A 23,460-nucleotide genomic window follows, 5' to 3' on the forward strand; every position below is an offset into this window, starting at 1 on the left:
GTGGTAGCCGGTAATAATGTTTTCTTGCTCTAACTTTTTTATACGTCTTAGGCAAGGTGTATCCGATAGGTTAATACTACTGGCCAAGTCTGAAACCGACATACGAGCTTGGCTTTGCAGTGCAACGAGTAATTGCTGATCTTTTTTATCTAACATAGTTGTCGGCTTTTATTAATTATTTTTATATTTGTAGTGATTATTGCTAAGTATTGCAGTTTTTACTAATTTTTTTGGCGTTTTACCCTCATTGAACTCTGTTAGCATTTAACTATAAAAATAATAGAGCACAACAATGAACACACATACCGCTATTTTCGATCACTGGATACGAACAGAGTTTGTCACTTTAAATAGTGAATTAGAGCAGCTTTATTGGCAGCAAACCGATAAAGCAAATGTAGAAGGGGTAGGCGAGGCCTTAAAGCAACAATTAGAAAAAAAAGGCAACGCATTAATTAGCAATTTATTAGCCGAGGGCAACACAGATCAAGGCTTTGATAGCGCTTTTGACTTACTCGGTAACGTAGGATTGTTTATGGCAGCGTGTAGGCGCCATGAAATTACTGAGCCAAGCAGAGAAACAACCTCTCCACTAATAGAAGCCTCAGCGCTTGCTATGCATATTGGTGCATCAATTGGCGTAACCCCTCGTTTTGCTACCGCCCATTTAACTACTCATAACAAAGCACTTAACGGTATTTATAAACGATTTACTAATTTACCCGATGAAAAGCTATTTATTGATTACAACACCCAAGGTATTTTGGCCTATAAACGAGCAAGTGATGCTTTATTAAAAATACTGCCGTTAGGCATTTCACACCCCTTGTGTGGTGAGTTATTAAAAGTAGCTAAACAAGCGCTTATAGATGTTATTGAATCAAATAATGCACTTTATTCTGAGCTCGATACAGATCGCTTTTTTAACTGCGTTCGCCCTTATTATAAACCGTATCGTGTAGGTAAAGAGGTTTACAGAGGTGCAAATGCTGGTGACTTTGCAGGTATTAACGTGATTGATATGTTACTAGGCCTTTGTAGCGCAAACGAGCCTAGTTACTCGCAAATGCTGGTGGATAAGTTTTTATATATGATGCCAGAGGATCAGCAAATACTACGAGAAGCCATGCGTATGCAAAGCTTTATGGATGACTTTTTACAAGCAAAGCAATATAAAAATACAGGTTGGTTTAAAAACCACGCAAATTTATTTATCCAAGTGTGTAAATTACATGGTGACACCGCGGTCGGTCATCATAATCAACTGGTTGAAAAGTTTATTGCTCAGCCTTCAAAAAATATGCAACAGCAGTATATGAGTAAGGTAACAGCAAGTGGTCCGCCGCTTCATGTATTGCTTGATTCGCTCGAAAAACTAAGAGATAGACGAGCCAGCGCAAAACGCGACGATATAAAAACACGTTTTGACGATCTAAATACACTTAAAGAATGGATTAAATAGCATGCTTAAAAACGATTTTTGTATGGCCGATGGCTGTTATTTATTAAACCACTCGGTAGGGCGTCCTCTTAAAAATACACAGCAATATTTAGCACAGCACTATTTTTTACCATGGGAGAGCTCAAGTAAAGAACCTTGGCAGCAATGGCTTCCCGCAGTTGAGCAATTTACTAGCGCACTTAGTAAGTTATTTAATGCGCCTAGTTCGCAGTTTTGTCCTCAAGTTAATTTATCAAGTGGCTTAACAAAGTTGCTTATGTCGCACCCTCGATTACAGCAAAAAAATTGTAAAGTGCTTATGGCGCAAAGTGATTTTCCGAGCATGGGTTTTGCAATGCAAAAAGCATTACCAGAGTGCGCACAAATTATGTTTATACCAGAGCACGAAAACCTAACTGATATTAATGTTTGGCAGCGCTATATAACTTGCGATATCGACTTGGTTTTTATAAGCCATGTGTATTCAAATACAGGTGTACAGGCGCCTGTATACGATATTGTAGCTATAAGTAAATTAACCAATAGTTTATCAATAGTTGATGTTGCTCAGTCAGCGGGTATTATACCGCTTGATTTAAGCGTACTTGATGCTGACTTTATGATTGGCTCGAGCGTTAAATGGCTATGTGGTGGTCCAGGTGCAGCTTATTTATGGGTTAACAAAAACCAAATAGAGTATTGTAAGCCTAAAGATGTGGGTTGGTTTTCGCATCAAAATCCATTTGAGTTCGATATTAACCACTTTGAATATAGCGCCAGTGCGCTCAAGTTTTGGGGTGGCACCCCTTCTGTAGCGCCTTATATTATCGCCGCAAATAGTATTGCCTACTTTGCAGAGCTAACAGCTCACAAGGTAAGAGATCATAATTTAGCTATGCTTACGCTTATTCATGAGCAACTAGGCAAATATGTTGCATCACCTATGAGTAGTGATAAATGCAGCGGGACTGTTATTTTGTTTTTTAACAAGCAGCAAGACCATGTACTTACAGCGCTTAATAAAGCGAAAGTCAGTGTAGATGCCCGTAAATTTGGGATACGAGTATCGCCACATATTTATAATACTCAAGAAGACGTTGAGCAGTTTATTTCGATAGTAAAACGAGCGCTTAAGGGTTTTGGCTAAGCTGCTGCTTTCTTTGTTTTAATGACTCTATTTTTTGCTGCGTTTGATTAATTGATGCGTCGTAAGCTTGTTTTAACGAATTTGTTTTAGTTGCGATAGCATCAGCAATAGACGAAGCGCCTAAACGATTGGCTTTATCTTGAGTCATGTAATCTATCTGCTGTTTTTTAGCTGCGTATTCTTTTTGGCTTTGTGCAATAGATAGCTCAAGGCGCTTTATTTCACGCTCTATTTGTTGAACTTCCAAGAAGTCATCCACAGAGGTGTCGGTAATACCTTTACCGGGCGTAGAGCTTTTGTATGCTTCAATTACGTTTATATCTTTAAGAGTAATAACTTGTGCATCTTTAGCGCAAGGCGTTTGGCTAAAGGTAGGAACGCCCTTAATTACACACTTATACACTGTTGTACTTTGTGCCAAGGTAAAAAATGGTGCTGCCGCGCAAACTGATAGCAATATGAACCGGATCATAGCTAAACCTAAAGTGGCTAAAGTTGTGTTAATAATGCCCTAAGTTATTACTAGGCACAATTTGTTTAGTTTTTATAATTTTTAGGTACAAAAAACCACAACTAAGTGGTTTACATTAAGTATAGTCCAAAGGGAGGGATAGACTTGCTTACATTCATGTAATCAATCGCTGCGCGACGCTTGCAGCGGCCCAAAATGTTCCAGACATTTTGTCGAACCCTGTCGAGGGTTCTCACCCTCCCAATTTAGTATAGGTGTTAAATTTTAGGCACAAAAAAACCACAATTAAGTGGTTTAAATTAAGTATGGTGGAGAGGGAGGGATTCGAACCCTCGATAGAGCTACAAACTCTATACTCCCTTAGCAGGGGAGCTCCTTCGGCCACTCGGACACCTCTCCAACGCATAACCGTTTGTATTGATGGAAGTAAAAAAGCCACCAATTAAAATATGGTGGAGAGATAGGGATTTGAACCCTAGATGGGCTATAAACCCATGCCGGTTTTCAAGACCGGTGCATTCGACCACTCTGCCATCTCTCCGTGACGCAGAATAATACTTAGGTGATACCGCTGTGTAAATAGCAAAATGACTGTTTGCCTAAAAAACGTACGTAAATGAGGTTTTTTTTGTAAATAAGGGGAAATTAAGGCAATTTTTAATAAAATAAATAGGTTGCAGCAAACAAGGGGGAGCTAAATAAGTGACTTCATTTAGTGGTTGAGTGTTCGCTGCACCGAAAAATAATCATGGTTGGGTGATTATTTATATTGAGCTGCGCCGCTAAGTGCTAGTCTTTTACCAATAGTGTTAAGTTTAGCTAACATTCTTGCTTTACGGTTAGTTGGTTTAACTGCTACTTGAGCTGCTGCTGTTTGATTTAATGTGTTAATTGGTTTCATTATTTTGCTCCGGGTTGTATATGTTGAAATCGCGTGCATTTTGCACGTTGTTTGATTAAAAAGACAACGATAAAAATTGAGCCTGACGGATTAGTTAAACTAATCCTTGTTTGTTTTATTAACGTGCGGTTCAGTGTTTTTTATTATCTTTTTTGCATAAATAGTTACAATGAAATCGGCTTTGGTCGCATTAATACTGGTGTTTGTGAGTGTTTATATTTATTTATATGCATTTTACACAACCTTTTTTGACTAGTTATTCAGATTAAAAAAATTCAATTAAAGTCTTTTTATTCGTTCTTAAATACATTGTTGGAAACAAAAAGCTTGTCGCTACTAATAATTATTAAACCAAGTACAAAAAAACAGAATGAAAAATCACTAATGTGGCTTAAAAGCATCTGTAAAAAACGCAGTTTTCCTTATTGTATGTTTACTACAACGGGAAGCTTTAACGATGACTGCGCTCAAATAAGGTTGCTACTGAGTAAATTTACCAAAGTAGTTGTACTTGGCGGAGACGGTACATTGAGCTTGGCGGTTAATGCGTTAATAGGGAGTAGCTGTACGTTAGCATTATTGCCTTGCGGTACAGGTAATGATTTCTCGAGAGGGTTTAATTGCAAAGAAGATGATTGGCGAAAGGCATTATTTAATACACCGACAGCAATTGATGTAGGAAAAATTAATAGCCGCTATTTTATTAATATTGCAGGGGTAGGGTTTGATGCTCATGTAGTTAAAGCGATTAATGCTAAAGCTAGTTTTTCATCTTTTGATTACAGTTGGACGAGCATTAAAGAGCTATTTTATTATCAAGCTCAGCAGTTACAAGGTACGTTTAATAACGATGCTCAGCAGTATCAAAATTTAATTACCGTATTTGCTAATCATAAGTACTTTGGTGGTGGTCTAGAAATAGCGCCAAAAGCAGATTTAACTGATGGACTGCTTGAGTGTTATCAAATGCGAACGGGTGGGCTTTTTTATAATGTAATAAGCTTTATGAAGTTATTTTTTAAGCGCCATCAGCATATAAAAAATCTTAACTACAGTTGCTTAAATACAGCTTCTATAAAAACTGAAGGGTTATTGATTGAAGCAGATGGTGAACTGGTAGGTAAAACTCCAGCCGTTATTAGTGTGCATGGGCAGGCTTTACTTTTTCATATGCCAATAAAAAAGCGCCTACAGTAGGGTAGGCGCTTTTGTGTTAGTTGCGTTAATAACGCGTCTAACTGGGGACGGAGCCACTTTTAGCTACTGCTCTATTAGCTAAAAAGGCGTTAATTCGTTTTGTTGGGGTAAGCACAATGGCGTTACCTAATAGCACTAGGCTAAATCCTGCAAAGGTATTTGCGTGCCATTCAAAGCCTTCAAAAAAGCTACTCAGTGTTACTGCCACTAATGGGAATAAAACAATAACGTAGCTGGCTTTTTCAGGGCCTATATTTCTTAGTAGAGCAAAGTAGCAACCAAAAGCGATTACAGTGCCAAATATTGATAGATAAAGTAGTGATAACCAGTAACTTGGTGGAGCATTCAAACTAAATTGCACATCGTTCATTAATACATATAAAGCTAAACCTATAGCGCTGTATAGCATGCCCCATGCATTGCCTTGCAATACACCAATTTGTTTACGAGAATTACGAACGCTTACCATGTTTCCTAATGAAGCCACAAAGGTGCCACCAAGGGCAAGTAGTAACCCGACCAACGCACCATTACTCAAGTCGAACTGCTGTAACTGTGGCCAAAACAGACACGTAATACCTAATACAGCGAGAACAGCACCTGTATAAATTCGTTTTGAGATTGGCTTACCAAAAAATAACCGAGTATTGACTATGTTCATAACCAGCAGCATTGAAAAGGCAATAGAGGTCATGGCTGAGGTAAGGTGATTTTGTGCCCAGTAAAGCATTAAATAATTTAATCCAAAATTACAAATAGCTAATAAAACAAAAAAGCCATGATCCAGTAACTTAAATCGCATGTCGGGTTTTTTGTACGCTACATATAACCACATTAAAAGCGCTGCAATAGCAAAGCGATAAAATAACGATAACTCTACCGCAATATCACCTAACTGAAACTCTATGGCTAACCAAGTTGAGCCCCAAATTAAAACGGTTGTAATGTATAGCGCTGCACTTTTCATGGTTAGTCCCCAAAGCCCGATTGAATGGCTATTTTAAGACCTATCTGTATACTTACCATATACAGAAAAGTAAAAATGTAACCTATACAGATTTGGTGTGTGATGATAAGACAAAAAAATAGCCAAGGGCATGAGTTTTTATATCAGCAAGTTATTCAGTTGATTAGAGATATGAGCGCTCAACAAGTTTTACTCCCCGGCGAAAAACTTCCATCACTGCGAAAAATGGCAGATAACTTAAATATAAGTATCCCCACTGTAAAACAGGCTTACCAGTCACTTGAAGATCAAGGGTTGGTAGAGGCGCGTGAAAAATCAGGATATTTTTTAAAAGTCGTTAGCATGGCTCATAATTTACCTAAGCGAGTTAAATTAAGTCGTGAACCTGTTGTGGTAAATAAACAAGCCTTAATAGAGCAGGTGTATAGCGCGATTCATCAAGCTAACGTAGTCCCCTTTGGTATCGCCAACCCAATTGCAGCAGCACCTACCGATAAAGCACTCGCCAGAAACATGCGCCGTGTAATGACAATTGCGGGCAGTAAAGCCATAAATTATGGCCCAACTGATGGGTTCGTACCACTGAAAAAACAATTAGTGCATCGCTATTTAGATTTTGGCATTGGTATTGATATGGACGAGCTTGTGATCACCAATGGTGCGCAAGAGGCTATGGCTATTGCGCTTAAGTGCGTGACAAAGCCAGGCGATGTAGTGGCTATTGAGACTCCTTGTTATCACGGAATTATAGAGCTAATAGAAAGCTTGGGACTTAAAGCGCTCGAAATACCACTGTGTCCAGATAATGGCATTTGGTTAAGCGATTTGGAGCGAGCTTTAAATGAGCATGACATAAAAGCGTGTTTATTCTCGACAGCAATTAGCAACCCTGTAGGCAGCTTTATGCCAGATACAAACAGGCAGCAGCTGGTGGAGTTACTCGAAAGCCACGACGTAGTGCTTATTGAAGATGACGTATACGGCGATTTATATTTTACGGCGAAACGAGGCACACCTGCTTTAGCGTATTCTAAAAAAGGATTAGTGATCAGTTGCTCATCTTTTTCTAAAACGGCTGCGCCGAGCTATCGTGTAGGTTGGTTAGTTGCCGGTAAATTTGCAACGCAAGCGCGGCGATATAAACGAGCACTAAGTTGCTCCGCTTCGTTAATAAACCAATGGGCGTTATCAGAATTTATTGCCAGCGGCGAGTACGACCGTAACTTAAAGGTACTCAGGCAGCGCCTGCGCGATAACAAAGAGCGTATGCGATGGTGTTTACAACACGCTATGCCAAAAAATACACGTATAAGCGATCCAAAAGGAGGCTGTGTAATGTGGCTAGATTTAGGAAGCGAGTACGATAGTCAAAAATTATTTTTACTTGCTCTTGAGGTTGGTATTAGTATTACCCCTGGGCTTATTTTTTCAGCCTCTAATAAGTATAAAAGCTGCGTAAGGTTAAGTTATGGTGTGCCGTGGAGCGAGCAGATAGAGCAAGCAATAGTTACATTGGGTAAGCTCACTTTATTAGCTAAAAAGTAATACCAATCTGCTTATATATGGGGTCTATTTAACGTTAAGAAAATTACGCTAGAACTAGGCAAAAGTTTTTGTATCTAGTTGTTCTAAATAAAAAATTTTTAACGACGTTATAGTGCAATTTAATTCGTTAAATTGATCAAAGATTTATGCAGGTTGGTATAAGTTTGGGAAACACAAAAAAGCAGCATTTAAGTAAACTTAAGTGCTGCCAAAGGGATGTTAAATAACGTTTGCTGTACTAATTTTGTTTAAAGCTAAATAACTGGTAACCTTTAAGCTCTGGCACTTGCATTACTAATTGCTCTTCTTGTTTTGCAATATCAGCAAAGTTTTCACATAAAGAGTTAGCTCTCTCTTCAAGTGCGCTTGCATGTAGCTCTACTTTTTCTTCTATTTGTGCACCCATATTTTCCATGCGTTGTTCAAAGGCATCCATATCGCCGCCTGAACCAAGTAACTCAGAACCTAAAGCCACTAAAATACTGCCCATTGATTGCATTACTGCTGATTCAACCGCTGTTTCTATCTGCTGCTCAAATTGTTGTTCAAAGTTTTCGCCAAATTGATTAAAACTTTGTTGGCCCATTACAAATGTACCTTGCTGGTAAAATGTGTTTTCTACCTCAATTTTAATGTCGTCCATAAGCTCAGACATATTATCAAGGCCGTCAATATTAAATGCATTGCCTACTTCTTCTAATGCCACACCGGCAATTTTAACCCCCTCTAACGCTATATTAGCTACTTCAGGTAATTGAGTGCGTAAGCTATCAGAGTACTTATTCAGTGCTTCGCGTTGTGAGCTATTAAGCGCTACAAGCTCGCCATTAACGGTTAAGTCACCATGGGAATTAAATTGCATAGTTTTATTATTGGCAGTAAAAATTTCTAATTCGTTTGGTTTAATACGTACATCGTTTTTAAATTCGACGTTACATTCATCGTTACTAAATGAAATTGCAGAATCGTTGTCGTTATGAGCCATAGCGGCTGGCGTACAAATTAATGCGCTAACTAATAGTAATTTTTTCATATTTGTTCTCTACTTTTTGTTGATGACGATTAATTAATAACAAGTTTGATGCCAGTTTTATTTTTTCATAAAAAACAATTGATTAAGTGATTCTCTTTATTTTTTAGCAAGTCAAAATAATTAATAAATAACTATTTTTTAGTCAAATTGGCTAACTAATAAAAATTAATAAATTTTATTTATCGATACGATAAAAAACTCTCACTTTCCTCAATTCAAATTTAGCGCTATTTATTCACATTACTGACATGAAGACTATTTACAGTAGTCACGTGGCTTTATTTTGATGTTAATTTGCAGAGCACTTTGGCATTAAACATTTTTAATTTTACCGGCTATTGCGATAATAATATCCTTGGTTGGTCTCAAACACTTTATGGAGTGGGTTGTGGGTAAGACATTTAGTTACGATGCGCTAGATGACGATTTTGTTGAAGACGAGTACGAAATGCTCGGACGTAATCAACACGATAAGAACAAGCAAAAGGTTAAGAAGAAGTTGGAAGACTACCTTGAGCAAAAACGCTTGCGTAAAAATCTAGGCGAAGACGATTTAAGCGATTACACCGATTAAATTTCACTAGTATAAATAAAATACCAATTAATATTGAGAGTTTAAATGTGTAGTAATGTGTATGTTTAAGTTTCAATAGTATTGGCAATAAAGAGGCCTTGCGCCTCTTTATTACTTTTTAAAGGGTACTTTTAGCCTGTGCTAATGCTTTTTGAATTGTAAGCTCTAGCTTTTCGGGCTTAGTAAAAGGTGCATAGCGTTTAATTGGTGTACCATCTGCGGCAATTAAAAATTTAGTAAAATTCCATTTTATTTTACGTGTTAAAAAACCAGGTAAGGCTGATTTTAAGTGGCGAAATACCGGGTGTGCATGCTTACCATTTACATCTACTTTGGCCGCCATTAAAAAACTAACCCCGTAGTTAATTAAACATCCTTGCTCAATTTGTGTTGCGTTGCCGGGTTCTTGTTTACCAAATTGATTGCACGGAAATCCCAGAATAACTAAACCTTGGCTGGCATACTTATTGTGCAAAGCTTGCAGAGACTCGTATTGATAGGTAAATCCACATTTACTTGCGGTATTAACAATAAGCACAATCCTACCTTCAAAATCATTAAAGTTGATAGGTTGACCCTGCAAGCTTGTTGCGCTTAATTGATGGAATTTGTGCATATTGGTGTCTTTTTATTGTTGTTAGCCGCATTTTAACCTGAGTGCAGTATTTCATAAAGTATAAAGATCGCACTAATTTAAAATTAGAAATAGCCCCATACCTGCAAGCGTTGTGTAATAAATATTATGTGTCTTGTAGGCAACAATAATGGCAACTATCGCGGCGCTCAAGTAAGGATTTTGCCAGTTTAAGTTAATGCCATCTTCATTCAAAAACACGATAGGCACCCAAATTGCTGTAAGCACTGCCGGTGCACTAAAGCTTAAAAATTGCTGCATTTTAGGGCCTACTTTAAACGGTAAAGCACGGTGCAAAAATAAATAACGTGTAAAAAATGTAATGCACGCCATGAGTAAAATAGTCGTCATCATGGCGTTACTTCCTTTTTAGTGGTTAGTCTTGCTGTGCTGTAACCTGCTGCCATTGCCAGCAGCGCTGAGCAAACAAGCCATAACTCAAATCCTGTGCTTTTTAAAAGCGTTGCACTAATGCCTGCTACAATTACCGTAACGAGTGAGGCCAAATTTTTAATGCCCGGAATAACCAACGCTATAAACGTGGCAGCAATGGCAAAGTCGAGCCCTAAATTAGTTAAGTCGGGCAGCATTGTGCCTGCTACAATGCCAATTAACGTCCAAATATTCCATGCAATATAAAAGCTAAAACCAGCGCTCAATGCGTATATTAAACGTGTTTTTGTTCTATACGCTTTTCGATGATGAGAAAATGCAAATAGCTCGTCGGTTAATACAAAACTTACTGGTAAGCGCCAACGCATAGGCTGTTCAATGACCTTATGACGCACGGCTAAACCGTATAAAAAATGTCGAGAGCTAATAATAAATGTTGTGAATAAAATTGTAAGCAATGGTGTGTTGCCCGCTATAAGTTCAATTGCAACAAGCTGTGCAGAGCCTGCAAATACTAATAACGACATTGCTTGGGTTTCTAATGCACTAAAGCCATTTTGAATCGCTAAAGAGCCACATAAAATACCCCAAGGAATAACCGCTAAACACAGTGGTAGCATATCTAAAAAGCCTTTTAAAATAGCTTTTTTAACTGGTTGCATGATATTTACTCTCACGGCTTGTAGAATGGCTCATAAGGATACCTTAATATTATGATGTTAAAGTAGTTAACGAATTAGATAATACTGTTTTTTTAAGGATAGGCGCAATGACGACGTTAAAAGTGTGGGATGGGTTTATTAGATGCTTTCATTGGTTTTTGGTTGTAAGTATTGCGGTGCTTTATTTTAGTATTGAAGAGGGCATGATTGAGCTTCATTTTGTTGCTGGGTTCTTTACTTTAGCACTCATTGTAACGCGTTTAATATGGGGCATTATCGGAAGTAAAACCGCGAGATTAAGTGGGTTGCTGCACTCTCCTCGTGCTATTTTAAAGGCACTAAAGACACCAAGTGACTCGCTAGGCCATTCAGCACCTGGCAGCTGTATGGTAATGGTATTTTTTATAATTATAATTACGCAGCTTATTACCGGGTTAATGAGTAGTGATGGCATTTTAACTGACGGCCCGCTTGCTCAATATGTGTCTAGCGATACGATTGATTTTGCAAATTGGCTACATGAGCTGAATTTTGACATTTTACTTTATGCTATTGGTTTACATGTATTAGCTATTATTGTTTATAGAATAAAAGGTAAGCCGCTAGTTAAGGCGATGATCACAGGCTCAAAAGAGTTAAAAGCAGATGACTCTGAGGCTAAAGTAACAAAAGCGTCTTGGCCTGCATGGCTAATATTTATATCTTTATTGGTATTGCTGATATTTACGTGGGCGAAAGAACCTTTAGCTTATTTATTTAGTTAAAAACACATTAAACCAACCTTAAAGGATTGGTTTTTATTTTTGGTTACATTCTTTTGTTTGATTGTTATGCGGGGCCGAATTATAATCGCCGCATTGCTGGCAAACTAATCGAAAGATTAGGGCGCAAAGTTTCCGGTCTAAGGCTTTTTATAAAGCTATGGTAGCGGGACTACTGCATAACGTGTTGTTATGTATCACTTGCCCTCAGTGTATTTTTTGTGTATCCATAGTGTATGGATAAGATTTTGTAACTCTTAAGGTGTTGCCGTGTTTATGCATACGTCGTTGGCCTGTGGAAAGTGGTCAACAATAGGTTGCTTAAATCATCATACCCAATTGTTTATTGGCGATGTGGTGAGTGTAACCTTTTACGACATGCAAGGAGAGCTAGTTAGTTTATCATTTGATTACAAAATCACCTCGCTTGAGCAAGGTGAACCTCACGCATGGCCACGCTTAGTTGCCGAGCATATTAACGTGCATGTTCCTCTGGTTAGCGCAGGTAAAATGACCGAGCAAGGCTTAATTGTAGCCTATAGAAATAATGAAATTTTTGCATTGCAAAGCAGTGGTATATGTAAAGCGCATGTCGATTTTCATTGTATTGCAAAATGCGACGAGCGTGTTGTTAATAACCTTGATTCTTATGATTACGTGTACCCTGAAAATTGTGAAAACTATAATGCGGGTACAAAGGTATTGCAGCCAAAAACAGGGCATGTTTATCAATGTAGGCCTTGGCCATTTAATGAGTTTTGCCGCGCGAGTGACGATAAAAAGTTTATGTTCGAGCCCGGTGTTGGACAAAGTTGGGCTATGGCTTGGCAGCAAATATAAGGTTGTTAGTGAATTATCTTCCCAAAGGTATAGCGGTTTTAATAATGAAGCGTTTACCGTTTTAGCCCATCCAACTATTGGATGGGCTTTTTTATTTTTATGATAAACTGCAAATCACATTATTTTTTTAATTGGTTTTGTTGTGTCTCGTCCTGACTACTCTTTAAGTTTATTACCTAATTTCCCGATTGCTAAACAGCAAGCCCATACATTAAGTACTCATAATAAAATACGCACTGATAATTACTATTGGATGCGTGATGACGATCGTCAGGATGAGCAAGTACTTGCACATTTACATGCTGAAAATGCATATTGCGATGAACAGTTAGCTGCAATGAAGCCACTCCAAAATACACTTTTTGAAGAGTTAAAAGCACGCATTGTAAAAGACGATAACTCGGTACCCGTTAAAGACGGAAAATACTGGTATCACTCAGAAGTTCGTGGTGATGATGAGTACTCACGCCACTATAGAAGCACGAGTATAAAGGCTAATAATAAAGAGCTTTTACTCGATGTAAATATATTAGCTGAGGGATTTGAGTTTTTTGAGCTAGGAGAAGTCGCACTAAGCCCATGTGAGCAGCTTATGGCTTACTCCGAAGATACTGAAGGGCGTCGTATTTATAATGTTCGCTTTAAAAGCTTAGCGACCGGTGAAATGCTACCTGATGTACTTGAAAATACAGAAGGGCAAGTTGTTTGGGCTAACGACAATAAAACCGTTTTTTATGTAAAAAAAGATTTAAAAACGCTACTAGGATACCAAGTATTTAGGCATGAGCTTGGCAGCGAGCAAAGCCAAGACGTAATGGTTTATGAAGAGCAAGACAGCAGCTTTTTTATGGGACTTGGTAAAAGCCGCGACGAAGGCTTAATTATTATTGATTTAGCATCGACAGAGACCAACGATACATGGGTGCTGGATGCTAATAAGCCCACTGGCGAATTTAAAGCATTAATGCCGCGTGAAGATGGCCATGAGTTTGACGTAGATAAGCTGGGTGACACATTTTATATTGTGACTAACTGGCAAGCTAAAAACTTTAGACTAATGACGGCAACAAACGAAACGATTGCTGATAAAACACAATGGCTTGAGCATACAGTTCACAGAGAAAATGTACTGCTTGAAGGTGTAGAGTTATTTAATGACTTTTTAGTATTAAGTGAACGCGAGCAAGGGCAAGCTCGATTTGTAGTTGTTAATAAGCAAGGGGATCGTAAGGCACTTGAGTTTGCCGATCCTTGTTATTATGCAGCAATAGCAATGAACCCAGAGCCAGACACTCGCACTGCGCGTATTTATTACTCGAGCTTAACAACACCGGGCTCTTTATATGATGTTGATTTAGCAACGGGCGAAAAAACATTACTTAAACAGCAAAAAGTACTCGGTAGTTTTAATGCTGATGACTATCAGTCGGAGCGGTTAATGATAACTGCACGCGACGGAGTTGAAGTACCTGTATCTGTTGTTTATCGAAAAGACAGCTTTAAAAAAGAGGGTACAAATCCGTTATTTCAATACGGCTATGGCGCCTATGGTTATACGATTGATCCTAGTTTTTCAAGCTCATCACTGAGCTTGCTCGATCGTGGTTTTGTTTATGTAATAGCGCATGTCAGAGGCTCTGAAATGCTAGGCCGCGAATGGTATGAGCAAGGTAAAAAAGAGCATAAACAAAATAGCTTTAGTGACTTTATTGATGTGACAAAAGCGCTTGTTGATCGAGGTTATTGTGATAGCAATAAGGTGTTTGCCTCAGGCGGCAGTGCTGGTGGCTTATTAATGGGGGCGGTTGTAAACCAGGCACCAGAGTTATATTGCGGTGTTGGCTGTCATGTACCATTTTTAGACGTATTAACCACAATGCTTGATGAGAGTATTCCACTCACAACAAATGAATACGATGAATGGGGTAATCCAAATGAGCCTCAATTTTATGATGTGATAGAAGCTTACTCGCCTTATGACAATATTAGCGCACAAAACTATCCGAACATACTCGTTACTACCGGTCTTCATGACTCACAAGTACAGTATTGGGAGCCTATGAAGTGGGTTGCAAAAATGCGTGAACTTAAAACAGACAGTAACATTTTAGTCTTTAAAACGGATATGGATGCAGGTCATGGCGGTGCATCAGGTCGTTTTAAAAGCTTAGAAGAAAAAGCCCTCGAAATGGCCTTTTTTATTGCGCTGTTAAATTAACTGCAAAATCGGAAAATTGTATTACTCTATATATAGAAGTTGATATATAGAAGGTAATTTATGTTTGGAGCACATGGCGAATTTCAGATTTGTTCACAGCCCCCTCATATGTATTTGAAGTTGAAGGGGAGCTTTAACAATGAAGGTATAACATCTTTAACTAATGGTGTTATTCAAGAATTGAGCTTTCATCCTAAAAATACAATTAAGTTTGTGGTTGTTAACTTAAAAGAGTTTGAACTGTTAACTTTAGATAGTCTTGATTCGTTAGAGGCCTATTTTGCGGGTGTAAAAGAGCGTGGCTATCAACGTGTTGACTATATAAACATTAATATCATAGCTAAAGATATGTTTGAAAAGGTATGGAAAAATAGCGATGTAGAAGTTAATTTTTATAAAGATACCGAAAGCTATTTATTAGTGCATCCAAGTGATAGTTATATAAAACAGAACTGGTAATTAATATGAGTATTATAAACCGCTACTGAAGAGGGCTTATAATACTCTCTAAACACCCTTTATAGCGCCTTGAAAGGTTTAAGCACATGTCGTTTTTAAGTCTTACTTTATAATCGCCACTGTCGGTAGGCATCAGTTCGCAGATAGCTTGTTTTCTTACCAGCGTCGAGCGATGAATACGAATAAACCCTTCTGGCTCTAGCTGCTGTTCAATATTTTTCATGGTTTCGCGGTGTAATACCGGTGTACTACCTTGGGTAAAATGCAGCTCTACATAATTGCCCGCACCATTAATCCAAATAATATCTTTTATATCAATTAGCCTTACCTTACCTACATCTTTAACTACAATATGTGATGATGGTTTTTCGGTTTGTGTGCTCTGTTGATATTGGCGCTCAGCCGCGCTTGCAATCGGGCAAAGGTGAATTAGTTTATCAAAGCATTTATCAATACGCGGTGCTGTAGAATCTACTATTAAAAAATCAACAGCGCCAACTTCAAAAGCAAAACTCGCAAAATGACCCGACTGGGCAATAATGACTAGCTTAAGCTTTTTAGCGAGCTCTGTTAAATGCACTATTTGCATAGGATCAGCCAGATTGGTTAGTTCGTAAAAAAGTACGTTGTATTGATCTGTATCTATTTGATCTAATCTGTTTGCCTGAATAAAAGATTGAGATTCAAAGTGTCGGTGCTCTTGCACGCGCTTTGTTAAAAATGTTGCAAACTTAGTGTTACTAACAAAAGTTAATGCATGAAAAGAAGCGACCATTATTTTATATCTCTTGCTGTATATAGTAACAAAGACCGTGCTTAGCGGAAAAACTGTTATGAAAAGTACAATATATTTATAAAATAATTGTGACGTACTAATTAATCCCATCAAACTAGCTATTCATACCAAAGATTACGCCTCATAAATAATGCACGTAGAGTGTTTAAATAAATCCCCTTACTGTAATCCGCGAAGTAACTATTTAGTTACAAAAATAACAATTCAGGGGAATTATATGACATTAACTAACAAAGGTAGCGCGCGATTATTTAAAAAATCGTCGTTAACAGTTGCGCTAAGCAGCGCCATACTTGCAAGCATTTCATTTCAAGGTGTGGCTGCAGAAGATGACGAAATTACTAAAATAGAACGTGTACAAGTTACAGGTTCTCGTATTCGTTCAGCTGAGGCGATGTCATCAGCGCCTATCCAAGTTGTAGATAGTGCCGCTATTGATGCATCGGGATCATTAAATATTCAAGATTTACTGCTAGAGAACCCAGCATTTGGTTCGCCAGCTATTAGCCGTACTAATTCAAACTTTAATACAGCCAGTGCGGGGGTTGCTACAGTTGATTTACGTAATTTAGGCTCTAACCGTACATTGGTTTTAGTTAATGGTCGCCGTTATGTTTCTGGTGTACCTGGCAGCTCTGCTGTCGATTTAAATACTATTCCGAGCCAATTTATCGAACGTGTTGAAATTATGACCGGTGGTGCTTCATCAGTTTATGGCTCTGACGCTGTTGCTGGTGTAGTTAACTTTGTACTAAAAGATGACTTTGAAGGCGTTGAGTTTGAAGGTCAGTACGGTGAATCGAGTGAAGGTGATGATGAGTCACGCCAATTTAACTTTACCTCAGGCTTATCAAGCTCAGATGGTAAAGGGCACGCCATGTTTCACCTTGGTTACTCTGATCAAGGTGCTGTTTTCTCACGTGACCGTGATCGCTCAGCGGTAGACCAATTTTCAGGTGTTTTCTTCGAAGATGATCCAGTAGCAAACCCAGGCTCTGTATTTGATGCGGTAAGCCCGTTTTTATCTTCATTCCCACCACAAGGTCGTTTTAGCGCAGGGGATGAAACATTTACGTTTAATGATGCAAACAACCTACAAAACTCATTTAGTACTAATGGTGGCGATGGCGTAGATGCAAATGGTTTTAACCGAAGCGGCGTACGTACAATAGCAATACCTACAGAGCGCTACTTATTCGCATCAAATGGTAGCTATGAGTTAAGTGACAAGCATAGCTTTTTTTATGAAGGCACTTACGCTGCAACAACAACTGTTTCTGAATTAGAGCCGTTCCCTTTTGCTTCTGATGATATTTATGCAAATGGCCAAGTACCGATTGAATTTAATGTAAACGGTGAAATATTACGTAATGCATTTGTACCAGACGATATATATAACGCAGCAACCGACACCGATGGTGATGGTATGCGTGATATCTTTTTTGCAAAACGTTTGAGTGACATTGGTAACCGTGGAGCACGAGCAGAGCGTGATACATTCCGTTTAGCGCTTGGTTTTCAAGGTGAAATAGCAGATGGTTGGTTTTACGATACTTACTACGTATATGGTAAAACAAAAGAGCAGCAAGTTTCTGGTGGTTTAGTCAACGTGCAAAGCTTCCGTCAAGGTTTAGAAGCTGTTATTGATAGCCAAGATTTAGATGGTGATGGTATTACTGACGAGGCTATCTGTATCGATGCGACAGCTCGCGGCTTTAACTGTGCGCCTGTAGACATTTATGGTTTTAATTCGTTATCACAAGGAGCTATTGATTTTGTAAGTGCACCTAGCTCTCTTTCAACGTCAGTTGAGCAAGAGATCATTGGTGGTAATATCTCAGGTGATTTATTTGATTTACCAGCAGGTACGGTGGGTATTGCTGCTGGTTTTGAATACCGCGAAGAATTTTCACGCAGTGAATTTGATGCACTACAGCAAGCCGGTCTTAATGCAGGTAATGCAATCCCAGCAACAGAAGGCTCGTTTGACGTAACAGAGTACTATGTAGAAGCAAACATCCCAGTACTTGATACTGTAACGATGAATGCAGCAGTTCGTTTATCTGATTATTCAACAGTCGGTAACACCGAAAGTTGGAATGTGGGTGTTGATTGGGAAGTAATGGATAGCTTACGTTTACGTGCTACTCGTGCTCGTTCAACGCGTGCTCCAAATATCGATGAACTATTTTCTCCGCCTTCACAAACGTTCCCAAGTGGTTTAAACGATCCATGTTTAGGTGTTACTAATAGTGGCGGTGGTGCTGCTGGTGATGCTTGTCGTACAGATGGTGGTGTTACAACTAATATCGCTTCAAATGGTGAGTTCACGCTTAACCAGTCTGACTTACAAGGTATTAGTGGCTTTAACCGTGGCAACCAAGATTTAAAAGAAGAAGTTGGTGACTCTGTAACAGTAGGTTTAGTATTTACACCAGAAAACCTAATTTCAGGACTAGACATTACGCTTGATTACTTTGATATCGAAATTACAGATGCAATAGTATCAACCCCTCGTCAGTTTATTCTTGACCAATGTTATGGCGGCGGCGATACAAGCTTTTGTGACTTTGTAACTCGTCGTAGTGCGCCATCAGGTAATAATAGTGCTGGTTCACTAGAATTTATCGACAGTGGTGTATCTAACAGTGGTGGTTTAGGTACAGAAGGTGTTGATTTAACACTAACGTACTCTACTGATATTGGTCCAGGTGCGTTTAGAACTCGCCTTGCTTATACTTACCTAATCGATGGTTATAGCATTCCACTTCCAGGCGCTGATAAAGATGAGTTTGCTGGAGAAATTGGTGCATCAGAGCATAAAGCTAACTGGAACTTTGGTTATAAACTTAACGACTTTGATTTTAACTGGAGCTTAACTTACATTGGCGCTGCAGACTTTGATGATCAATTCTTAAGTGGTTTTGGTATTGCTCCAGGTGGAGTAGGGATTGGTTCAGTAACGTATCATGATGTTCAAGCAAGTTACCATATCAGCGATTCAACAGAGCTTTACGCTGGTGCAAGTAACTTATTTGATAAAGAGCCACCGCGCATTTTATCGGGTGTAAGTGGTTCAAGTACTGGTACTGAAACTGATGCAGGTACGTACGACCCAATTGGTCAATCATTCTACATCGGTTTTAGAAGTAAGTTCTAACCAGCAATAACGACACTAATATAGTTACTTAATTAGTTACGTTCACAAAGCCCCAGTATCGCTGGGGCTTTTTTATGGGAAAAAATAATGAGAGCAGTAATGCTCATATATTGTTTATCCCAATATATGAGCATTGTACCCACTTAAACCAAAAACAACGCCACTGGTAACAGGGGCGTTGTTTAGTATTGGGAGCAGGCTAATATAGTAACCGAATCGCTTGATTATTTAACGATTTATCCCTATTTGTGGCCCTCTTCATTGAGGGCTTTTTTTTGCTAGTTTAGTCTAAGTAAGCCTTTAGCATCCAAACCAGTTTTTCTTGCTCTGAGATGTAATCGCTCATTAGTGAGGCAGTACCTTCATCATCTGCATCACCAGCTTGGCTTAAAATATCACGCTGCATGTGAATTAATGTGCTGTAACCAGCAAGTAGGTTTTCTACGGCTGTAACGCCATCACTAATACCTTTAGCTTCTTTAATTTTACTTACTTCAAGGTAATCAGAAAATGCATGTAGAGGCGCACCATCTAACGTTAAAATACGTTCTGCAACTTCGTCTACTTTTAGAAGTAGTAAGTTATAAATTTCTTCAAATTTAACGTGTAGTTCAAAAAAGTTACGGCCTTTAATATTCCAGTGAAAGCCACGCGCGTTCATGTATTGAATCTGGTAGCTACTCAATAATGTATTGAGTGACTTTATGATGTCTTCGCTTTTTGCACTGTTTAGACCAATTGCGTTTACATGTGACATAACTTGCTCCTGAATAACCGTTTGTTTGTGAACTTGTGATAAGTATCGCGGATTTTTATTGTTTAGTAAAATCGTTTAAATATATCTAGTTAATAGCTTTAACCTATTAACTGCTTTTGATATCAATACGCACCTCTAACTATTAATAGAAATGGGTCTGATTAATAAAAATACCACCCCTTAAAAGTAAATAAACTCTAAATAAGTATAAATTATGATCTAAAACAAACTTTATTCAAGGCGATAATTTAGCTATTTTTTTATTGATGCAGGTCAAAAATCATCCACCCTAACGGCGCATAATAAGTGTGTCGAAATAATTAGGAGAGATAACATGCATGCAAAAACAGCAAAACAAAATAAAGCAGAGTTAATAGTGGTAGGTCTTGCAGTCATCGCATTTGTATTAGGGTTAGTAGCCCACTTAGCAGGTGCGAGTTTTGCGAATTCGGATGTTTTTGGCTACATTGCGGCGCCGATTCCGCTTATATTGGCAGTAGTATTTTTAATTAGTTATAAAATAGCAGCCAATGCTGAGGATTAATCGCTTTCGTTTAAGCACTTTAAAATGTAATCGAGTACTTGGCGCGAGTAAATCATACTGGTATGGCTTAAATGAAACACTTTATGTTCGGCCATACCTTTAAGTTTGGTTTCATCTAGTAATACAGTGCCATCTGACTGGCTACCTTTAACTATTAAGGGCATAAGCCCAATAGGTAAATCGCCTGCAATACTGTAAAGCTTAGCTTTAAAAGGCCAATTACCATTTTTAGTGAGTAAAAATTCAACACTATTTTTTAAAAATGATTCAAACCCTTTTTGTTTCATCTTTTGCGCAATATGGCTGCCTTTGTGTGGAGTACCAAGCGTAATTACCTTCGTAACATTCTGGCTAGCAGGGGAGTTTGCCTCTAGGTAAGCACGTGCAATCAGCCCTCCCATAGAGTGGCATACAAGCGCTGCAGGCTCGTTAGAAATACACTCATCAATTTGTGCAAATATGGTATCGCGGTGAGGGTCGAGCGTATTATAGGTAATGTTTAATACTGTCATCCCCGATTCTTCAAGCCGTGAACAAAGTGGGCGCATAACAAAGCCAGACATATACAAGCCATGTAAAACAATAACGTGTTTAACTTTCATATGCTCCCTAATACCAATTTTATTAAAAACATGATCATTCTAGCGTATTAAATAATCCGCTACCTGCGTTAAAAATTATTTATATAGAACAACTATATGTCATAATTTTCGCCTTGTTATCGACTTATTTATTTGTCGCTATAATAGATAACTAATTTAATGCAATTGGTATAACTACCGTAATTACATTAACTGTAGCGGTTTTATTTCAATATTGGTTGTATCGGTATTTACCCATACTTCACCATCTTGAATGGTAATGGCGAGCTTAATTCCACGATCAACTAAAGCAGCAAGTGCTTGTGTTGCTGCATAATCAAGGCTAAAAATACTTAGATTTTTAAATTCATACAATTTAGGTTGATGTTTTTGCCACCAAATTGCTTGATTGTTTTCACCATAAGTATATAGCACTACTTTTTTAGATTTATTACAGGCTTTTTTAAGGCGTTTTTCATCTGGTAAGCCAAGCTCAACCCACAGCTCTATCTCTTCACTATAGCTAACATGCCAAAGTTCAGGCTCATCATCAGCGCTTAATCCTTTAGTAAATTCTAAACCATCACAGCTATTTAGAGCAAAAGCGAGTAAGCGAATCATCAAACGTTGATCGGTCTCTGATGGGTGTTGAGCCAAGGTTAAATTAAAATCTTGATAAACGTGGCGGTCCATATCGCTAAGCGATAACTGCACTTTCATAATGGTGGATTTAAGAGCCATAACAACTAATCTGAAAAAATTTGCGTCAGTATAGCGCAATTAAATGAATTGCCAGTTAAAATAGCGGTTAATTATACGTTAGGAGTTAAAAATGGCTATCCAGTGGTTCCCTGGGCATATGAATAAAGCCCGCAATGAAATTAAAGAAATAATGCCACAAATGGATGTGATCATTGAAGTGCTTGATGCGCGCATTCCCTACAGTAGTGAAAACCCGATGGTGGCAACCTTGCGTGAAGGCAAGCCAGTCATCAAAATTTTAAATAAGGCTGATTTAGCTGATCCTAAAATGACTCAAATTTGGAAAGATTATTTTGAGCAAGAAAACGGTGTTAAAGCGATTTCTTTTGGACATGATAAAGCAGCTGAAGTACACCGTATTAATGAGCTTTGTAAAAAGCTAGTGCCGCATAAAGTGGGTGCCGATAAGCAAATTAAAGCCATGATCATGGGGATTCCTAACGTGGGTAAATCTACGTTAATTAATGTATTGGCTGGACGTATAGTTGCAAAAACAGGTAATGAGCCTGCTGTTACTAAAGCGCAACAACGCATTAAGCTTGAAGACGGTATTATGCTTTACGATACGCCAGGTATGTTGTGGCCAAAAGTAGAAAACGAAAACTCAGGTTATCGCTTAGGCGCTACCGGTGCTATTCGTGATACTGCGCTTGAGTATGAAGAAGTAGCAAGTTACACCGCTGAGTACTTATTGCGTGCTTACCCTGAGCTTTTAAAAGCGCGTTATAAAATTGCCGAACTGCCTGAAAGTGATTGGGAATTTGTTGAAATGGCGGGTAAAAAACGCGGCTGTATCCGTGGTGGTAATCAAATAGACACATACAAAATGTCTGAAATACTAATCAACGAATTGCGCGATGGTATTATTGGCCGTATTACGATGGAAACTCCGCAAATGCGTGAGGAAGAAGAAGTAATGGTTGCTGGTTTACGCGCCGCTGCAGAAGCTAAAAAAGCAGCTAAAGAAGAAGAAAAGCTTCAACGCCGGGCACGAGCACGTAAAAATCGTCGTTAATTAGTTTAATTTAACCAACTAAATTACAGACATAAAAAAAGCCCGTAAGGGCTTTTTTAGTTTCATATCTACCGTCACCGATATGAGCAATGTAGCAAGTAAAATAGTAGGGCGGTTACTCATCATCAACATCAAGGGGCGTTGCGTTCATAACAAGTAACCATAGCTGTTTACGTGCGCCACACGTTGTTTCAGGGTCGAGAAACAAATCAATTCATTCCTTAACAAGTGGTATGCAATCCGTCTTGTTGATATTGATTATCAGTTAGATCTAACTGTCTGTCAACACCTAAATGCAAATAATTCTTATTATTGTGGCGCTTGTTTTTTATTCATATATAAATCGGCTAGTTAGCACTGCCATTTCATAAAAATGCTTATCTTGGTTAAACAATTAAGAATAGGTTTTTAATACTTATTAAATAATTTGATATGGATTTTTAGTATAAAAGCATTGATCTTTCAAAGTTAAAATAAATTCAAGCTAGGAATGATTTTATCGCCTTCCAAGACAGCGACTGCTTTGATATAAAATCAAATAGTCTCTTGTAAAATCTTAGCCCTCAAAGATTAACAGCCTTTAATTAGTGGCTAAAAATAT

24 protein-coding genes, 2 tRNA genes, 1 pseudogene and 1 riboswitch (1 of these 28 running past the window's edge) are annotated in these 23,460 nt (G+C 38.3%); of the genes and pseudogenes, 13 read left to right on the forward strand and 14 right to left on the reverse strand.

The window, feature by feature from the left end; all coding sequences use genetic code 11:
• Nucleotides 1-156 (reverse strand): annotated as a pseudogene (locus L656_RS01000000122310) (Lrp/AsnC family transcriptional regulator) (it extends 311 nt beyond the left edge of the window).
• Between the two features lie 136 nt (nucleotides 157-292).
• Here L656_RS01000000122310 and L656_RS0114080 point away from each other — a divergent pair.
• Together L656_RS0114080 and L656_RS0114085 are read left to right on the forward strand one after the other, a co-directional pair.
• Nucleotides 293-1,462 (forward strand): PrnB family protein, encoded by a 1,170-nt coding sequence (locus L656_RS0114080; protein WP_024599680.1) that lies wholly within the window; start codon nucleotides 293-295, stop codon nucleotides 1,460-1,462.
• A gap of 1 nt (nucleotide 1,463) precedes the next feature.
• On the forward strand, nucleotides 1,464-2,588 hold the full coding sequence (locus tag L656_RS0114085) for an aminotransferase class V-fold PLP-dependent enzyme (protein ID WP_024599681.1): 1,125 nt from the start codon (nucleotides 1,464-1,466) through the stop codon (nucleotides 2,586-2,588).
• Here the strand turns inward: L656_RS0114085 and L656_RS0114090 are convergent.
• From L656_RS0114090 to L656_RS1000000123295, 4 genes are all read right to left on the reverse strand, one after another.
• The gene (locus tag L656_RS0114090; protein WP_024599682.1) at nucleotides 2,572-3,060 is read right to left on the reverse strand and encodes an RNA-binding protein; all 489 of its coding nucleotides are present in this window, start codon (nucleotides 3,058-3,060) and stop codon (nucleotides 2,572-2,574) included. The genes L656_RS0114085 and L656_RS0114090 overlap by 17 nt on opposite strands.
• A gap of 306 nt (nucleotides 3,061-3,366) precedes the next feature.
• A tRNA-Ser gene (locus L656_RS0114095) sits at nucleotides 3,367-3,459 on the reverse strand.
• A 51-nt stretch (nucleotides 3,460-3,510) separates the two neighbouring features.
• Nucleotides 3,511-3,601 (reverse strand) — tRNA-Ser (locus L656_RS0114100).
• A 219-nt stretch (nucleotides 3,602-3,820) separates the two neighbouring features.
• The gene (locus tag L656_RS1000000123295) at nucleotides 3,821-3,961 is read right to left on the reverse strand and encodes a hypothetical protein (protein WP_004335040.1); all 141 of its coding nucleotides are present in this window, start codon (nucleotides 3,959-3,961) and stop codon (nucleotides 3,821-3,823) included.
• 327 nt (nucleotides 3,962-4,288) lie between these two features.
• On the opposite strand from L656_RS1000000123295, the gene L656_RS0114110 reads away from it, so the two are divergent.
• Nucleotides 4,289-5,158, forward strand: a complete 870-nt coding sequence (locus L656_RS0114110; RefSeq protein WP_024599683.1) for a diacylglycerol/lipid kinase family protein — start codon at nucleotides 4,289-4,291, stop codon at nucleotides 5,156-5,158.
• A 37-nt stretch (nucleotides 5,159-5,195) separates the two neighbouring features.
• On the opposite strand, the gene L656_RS0114115 is transcribed toward L656_RS0114110, so the two are convergent.
• Nucleotides 5,196-6,125 (reverse strand): DMT family transporter, encoded by a 930-nt coding sequence (locus L656_RS0114115; protein WP_024599684.1) that lies wholly within the window; start codon nucleotides 6,123-6,125, stop codon nucleotides 5,196-5,198.
• Nucleotides 6,126-6,227: 102 nt separating this feature from the next.
• Between L656_RS0114115 and L656_RS0114120 the strand changes: the two genes are divergently transcribed.
• A complete protein-coding gene (locus tag L656_RS0114120) occupies nucleotides 6,228-7,670 on the forward strand; it encodes an aminotransferase-like domain-containing protein (protein ID WP_024599685.1) in 1,443 nt (480 codons plus the stop codon).
• A gap of 238 nt (nucleotides 7,671-7,908) precedes the next feature.
• Here the strand turns inward: L656_RS0114120 and L656_RS0114125 are convergent, their stop codons facing one another.
• The gene (locus tag L656_RS0114125) at nucleotides 7,909-8,703 is read right to left on the reverse strand and encodes a YggN family protein (protein WP_024599686.1); all 795 of its coding nucleotides are present in this window, start codon (nucleotides 8,701-8,703) and stop codon (nucleotides 7,909-7,911) included.
• Between the two features lie 388 nt (nucleotides 8,704-9,091).
• Here L656_RS0114125 and L656_RS0114130 point away from each other — a divergent pair, with 388 nt between their 5' ends.
• The gene (locus L656_RS0114130) at nucleotides 9,092-9,277 is read left to right on the forward strand and encodes a PA3496 family putative envelope integrity protein (RefSeq protein WP_007579801.1); all 186 of its coding nucleotides are present in this window, start codon (nucleotides 9,092-9,094) and stop codon (nucleotides 9,275-9,277) included.
• Between the two features lie 118 nt (nucleotides 9,278-9,395).
• Here L656_RS0114130 and L656_RS0114135 read toward each other — a convergent pair whose 3' ends face one another.
• The 3 genes from L656_RS0114135 to L656_RS0114145 form a co-directional block, all read right to left on the reverse strand.
• A complete protein-coding gene (locus L656_RS0114135) occupies nucleotides 9,396-9,893 on the reverse strand; it encodes a glutathione peroxidase (RefSeq protein ID WP_024599687.1) in 498 nt (165 codons plus the stop codon).
• 72 nt (nucleotides 9,894-9,965) lie between these two features.
• On the reverse strand, nucleotides 9,966-10,265 hold the full coding sequence (locus tag L656_RS0114140) for an AzlD domain-containing protein (RefSeq protein WP_004335020.1): 300 nt from the start codon (nucleotides 10,263-10,265) through the stop codon (nucleotides 9,966-9,968).
• Nucleotides 10,262-10,966, reverse strand: a complete 705-nt coding sequence (locus L656_RS0114145) for an AzlC family ABC transporter permease (protein WP_024599688.1) — start codon at nucleotides 10,964-10,966, stop codon at nucleotides 10,262-10,264. The genes L656_RS0114140 and L656_RS0114145 overlap by 4 nt, the downstream gene beginning before the upstream one ends.
• A 107-nt stretch (nucleotides 10,967-11,073) precedes the next feature.
• On the opposite strand from L656_RS0114145, the gene L656_RS0114150 reads away from it, so the two are divergent.
• From L656_RS0114150 to L656_RS0114165, 4 genes are all read left to right on the forward strand, one after another.
• Complete coding sequence (locus L656_RS0114150) at nucleotides 11,074-11,730, forward strand: cytochrome b/b6 domain-containing protein (RefSeq protein ID WP_024599689.1); 657 nt, start codon at nucleotides 11,074-11,076, stop codon at nucleotides 11,728-11,730.
• Between the two features lie 88 nt (nucleotides 11,731-11,818).
• A riboswitch (cyclic di-GMP riboswitch) is annotated at nucleotides 11,819-11,907 on the forward strand.
• 96 nt (nucleotides 11,908-12,003) lie between these two features.
• Nucleotides 12,004-12,567 carry a hypothetical protein gene (locus tag L656_RS0114155; protein WP_024599690.1) on the forward strand — a complete coding sequence of 188 codons (564 nt, stop codon included), beginning with the start codon at nucleotides 12,004-12,006 and terminating at the stop codon, nucleotides 12,565-12,567.
• Between the two features lie 142 nt (nucleotides 12,568-12,709).
• The gene (locus tag L656_RS0114160; protein ID WP_024599691.1) at nucleotides 12,710-14,785 is read left to right on the forward strand and encodes a S9 family peptidase; all 2,076 of its coding nucleotides are present in this window, start codon (nucleotides 12,710-12,712) and stop codon (nucleotides 14,783-14,785) included.
• A 60-nt stretch (nucleotides 14,786-14,845) separates the two neighbouring features.
• Nucleotides 14,846-15,244: a hypothetical protein gene (locus tag L656_RS0114165; protein ID WP_024599692.1), complete on the forward strand. Its 399-nt coding sequence runs from the start codon at nucleotides 14,846-14,848 to the stop codon at nucleotides 15,242-15,244.
• A 22-nt stretch (nucleotides 15,245-15,266) separates the two neighbouring features.
• Here L656_RS0114165 and L656_RS0114170 read toward each other — a convergent pair whose 3' ends face one another.
• Nucleotides 15,267-16,019 carry a LytR/AlgR family response regulator transcription factor gene (locus L656_RS0114170; RefSeq protein WP_007579810.1) on the reverse strand — a complete coding sequence of 251 codons (753 nt, stop codon included), beginning with the start codon at nucleotides 16,017-16,019 and terminating at the stop codon, nucleotides 15,267-15,269.
• 238 nt (nucleotides 16,020-16,257) lie between these two features.
• On the opposite strand from L656_RS0114170, the gene L656_RS0114175 reads away from it, so the two are divergent.
• A complete protein-coding gene (locus L656_RS0114175) occupies nucleotides 16,258-19,200 on the forward strand; it encodes a TonB-dependent receptor domain-containing protein (RefSeq protein WP_024599693.1) in 2,943 nt (980 codons plus the stop codon).
• Between the two features lie 283 nt (nucleotides 19,201-19,483).
• Here the strand turns inward: L656_RS0114175 and L656_RS0114180 are convergent, their stop codons facing one another.
• Nucleotides 19,484-19,957 (reverse strand): Dps family protein, encoded by a 474-nt coding sequence (locus L656_RS0114180; RefSeq protein ID WP_004334993.1) that lies wholly within the window; start codon nucleotides 19,955-19,957, stop codon nucleotides 19,484-19,486.
• Nucleotides 19,958-20,291: 334 nt separating this feature from the next.
• On the opposite strand from L656_RS0114180, the gene L656_RS0114185 reads away from it, so the two are divergent.
• Entirely contained in the window at nucleotides 20,292-20,501 is a 210-nt protein-coding gene (locus L656_RS0114185; RefSeq protein ID WP_024599694.1) for a hypothetical protein, read from the forward strand.
• Here L656_RS0114185 and L656_RS0114190 read toward each other — a convergent pair.
• Both L656_RS0114190 and L656_RS0114195 read right to left on the reverse strand, forming a co-directional pair.
• Nucleotides 20,498-21,103 carry an alpha/beta fold hydrolase gene (locus tag L656_RS0114190; RefSeq protein WP_024599695.1) on the reverse strand — a complete coding sequence of 202 codons (606 nt, stop codon included), beginning with the start codon at nucleotides 21,101-21,103 and terminating at the stop codon, nucleotides 20,498-20,500. The two genes, L656_RS0114185 and L656_RS0114190, sit on opposite strands and share 4 nt — an antisense overlap.
• Before the next feature lie 183 nt (nucleotides 21,104-21,286).
• Nucleotides 21,287-21,823 (reverse strand): YaeQ family protein, encoded by a 537-nt coding sequence (locus tag L656_RS0114195; protein ID WP_024593828.1) that lies wholly within the window; start codon nucleotides 21,821-21,823, stop codon nucleotides 21,287-21,289.
• Between the two features lie 91 nt (nucleotides 21,824-21,914).
• Between L656_RS0114195 and ylqF the strand changes: the two genes are divergently transcribed.
• Nucleotides 21,915-22,859 carry a ribosome biogenesis GTPase YlqF gene (gene ylqF, locus L656_RS0114200; RefSeq protein ID WP_024599696.1) on the forward strand — a complete coding sequence of 315 codons (945 nt, stop codon included), beginning with the start codon at nucleotides 21,915-21,917 and terminating at the stop codon, nucleotides 22,857-22,859.
• A 253-nt stretch (nucleotides 22,860-23,112) separates the two neighbouring features.
• Nucleotides 23,113-23,214 (forward strand): hypothetical protein, encoded by a 102-nt coding sequence (locus L656_RS1000000123720; protein ID WP_446727582.1) that lies wholly within the window; start codon nucleotides 23,113-23,115, stop codon nucleotides 23,212-23,214.
• Nucleotides 23,215-23,460 lie beyond the last annotated feature (246 nt).

It is taken from the genome of Pseudoalteromonas sp. TAE56 (genome assembly GCF_000497955.1).
GTDB lineage: Bacteria > Pseudomonadota > Gammaproteobacteria > Enterobacterales > Alteromonadaceae > Pseudoalteromonas.

Coding starts and splice junctions, on each gene's coding strand:
- L656_RS0114120 (WP_024599685.1), top strand. CDS start 6,228: ATGATAAGACAAAAAAATAGCCAAGGGCATGAGTTTTTATATCAGCAA.
- L656_RS0114135 (WP_024599687.1), bottom strand. CDS start 9,893: ATGCACAAATTCCATCAATTAAGCGCAACAAGCTTGCAGGGTCAACCT.
- L656_RS0114180 (WP_004334993.1), bottom strand. CDS start 19,957: ATGTCACATGTAAACGCAATTGGTCTAAACAGTGCAAAAAGCGAAGAC.
- L656_RS0114145 (WP_024599688.1), bottom strand. CDS start 10,966: ATGCAACCAGTTAAAAAAGCTATTTTAAAAGGCTTTTTAGATATGCTA.
- ylqF (WP_024599696.1), top strand. CDS start 21,915: ATGGCTATCCAGTGGTTCCCTGGGCATATGAATAAAGCCCGCAATGAA.
- L656_RS0114190 (WP_024599695.1), bottom strand. CDS start 21,103: ATGAAAGTTAAACACGTTATTGTTTTACATGGCTTGTATATGTCTGGC.
- L656_RS1000000123295 (WP_004335040.1), bottom strand. CDS start 3,961: ATGAAACCAATTAACACATTAAATCAAACAGCAGCAGCTCAAGTAGCA.
- L656_RS0114165 (WP_024599692.1), top strand. CDS start 14,846: ATGTTTGGAGCACATGGCGAATTTCAGATTTGTTCACAGCCCCCTCAT.
- L656_RS0114125 (WP_024599686.1), bottom strand. CDS start 8,703: ATGAAAAAATTACTATTAGTTAGCGCATTAATTTGTACGCCAGCCGCT.
- L656_RS0114140 (WP_004335020.1), bottom strand. CDS start 10,265: ATGATGACGACTATTTTACTCATGGCGTGCATTACATTTTTTACACGT.
- L656_RS0114170 (WP_007579810.1), bottom strand. CDS start 16,019: ATGGTCGCTTCTTTTCATGCATTAACTTTTGTTAGTAACACTAAGTTT.
- L656_RS0114185 (WP_024599694.1), top strand. CDS start 20,292: ATGCATGCAAAAACAGCAAAACAAAATAAAGCAGAGTTAATAGTGGTA.
- L656_RS0114150 (WP_024599689.1), top strand. CDS start 11,074: ATGACGACGTTAAAAGTGTGGGATGGGTTTATTAGATGCTTTCATTGG.
- L656_RS0114195 (WP_024593828.1), bottom strand. CDS start 21,823: ATGGCTCTTAAATCCACCATTATGAAAGTGCAGTTATCGCTTAGCGAT.
- L656_RS0114115 (WP_024599684.1), bottom strand. CDS start 6,125: ATGAAAAGTGCAGCGCTATACATTACAACCGTTTTAATTTGGGGCTCA.
- L656_RS0114085 (WP_024599681.1), top strand. CDS start 1,464: ATGCTTAAAAACGATTTTTGTATGGCCGATGGCTGTTATTTATTAAAC.
- L656_RS0114080 (WP_024599680.1), top strand. CDS start 293: ATGAACACACATACCGCTATTTTCGATCACTGGATACGAACAGAGTTT.
- L656_RS0114175 (WP_024599693.1), top strand. CDS start 16,258: ATGACATTAACTAACAAAGGTAGCGCGCGATTATTTAAAAAATCGTCG.
- L656_RS0114155 (WP_024599690.1), top strand. CDS start 12,004: ATGCATACGTCGTTGGCCTGTGGAAAGTGGTCAACAATAGGTTGCTTA.
- L656_RS0114090 (WP_024599682.1), bottom strand. CDS start 3,060: ATGATCCGGTTCATATTGCTATCAGTTTGCGCGGCAGCACCATTTTTT.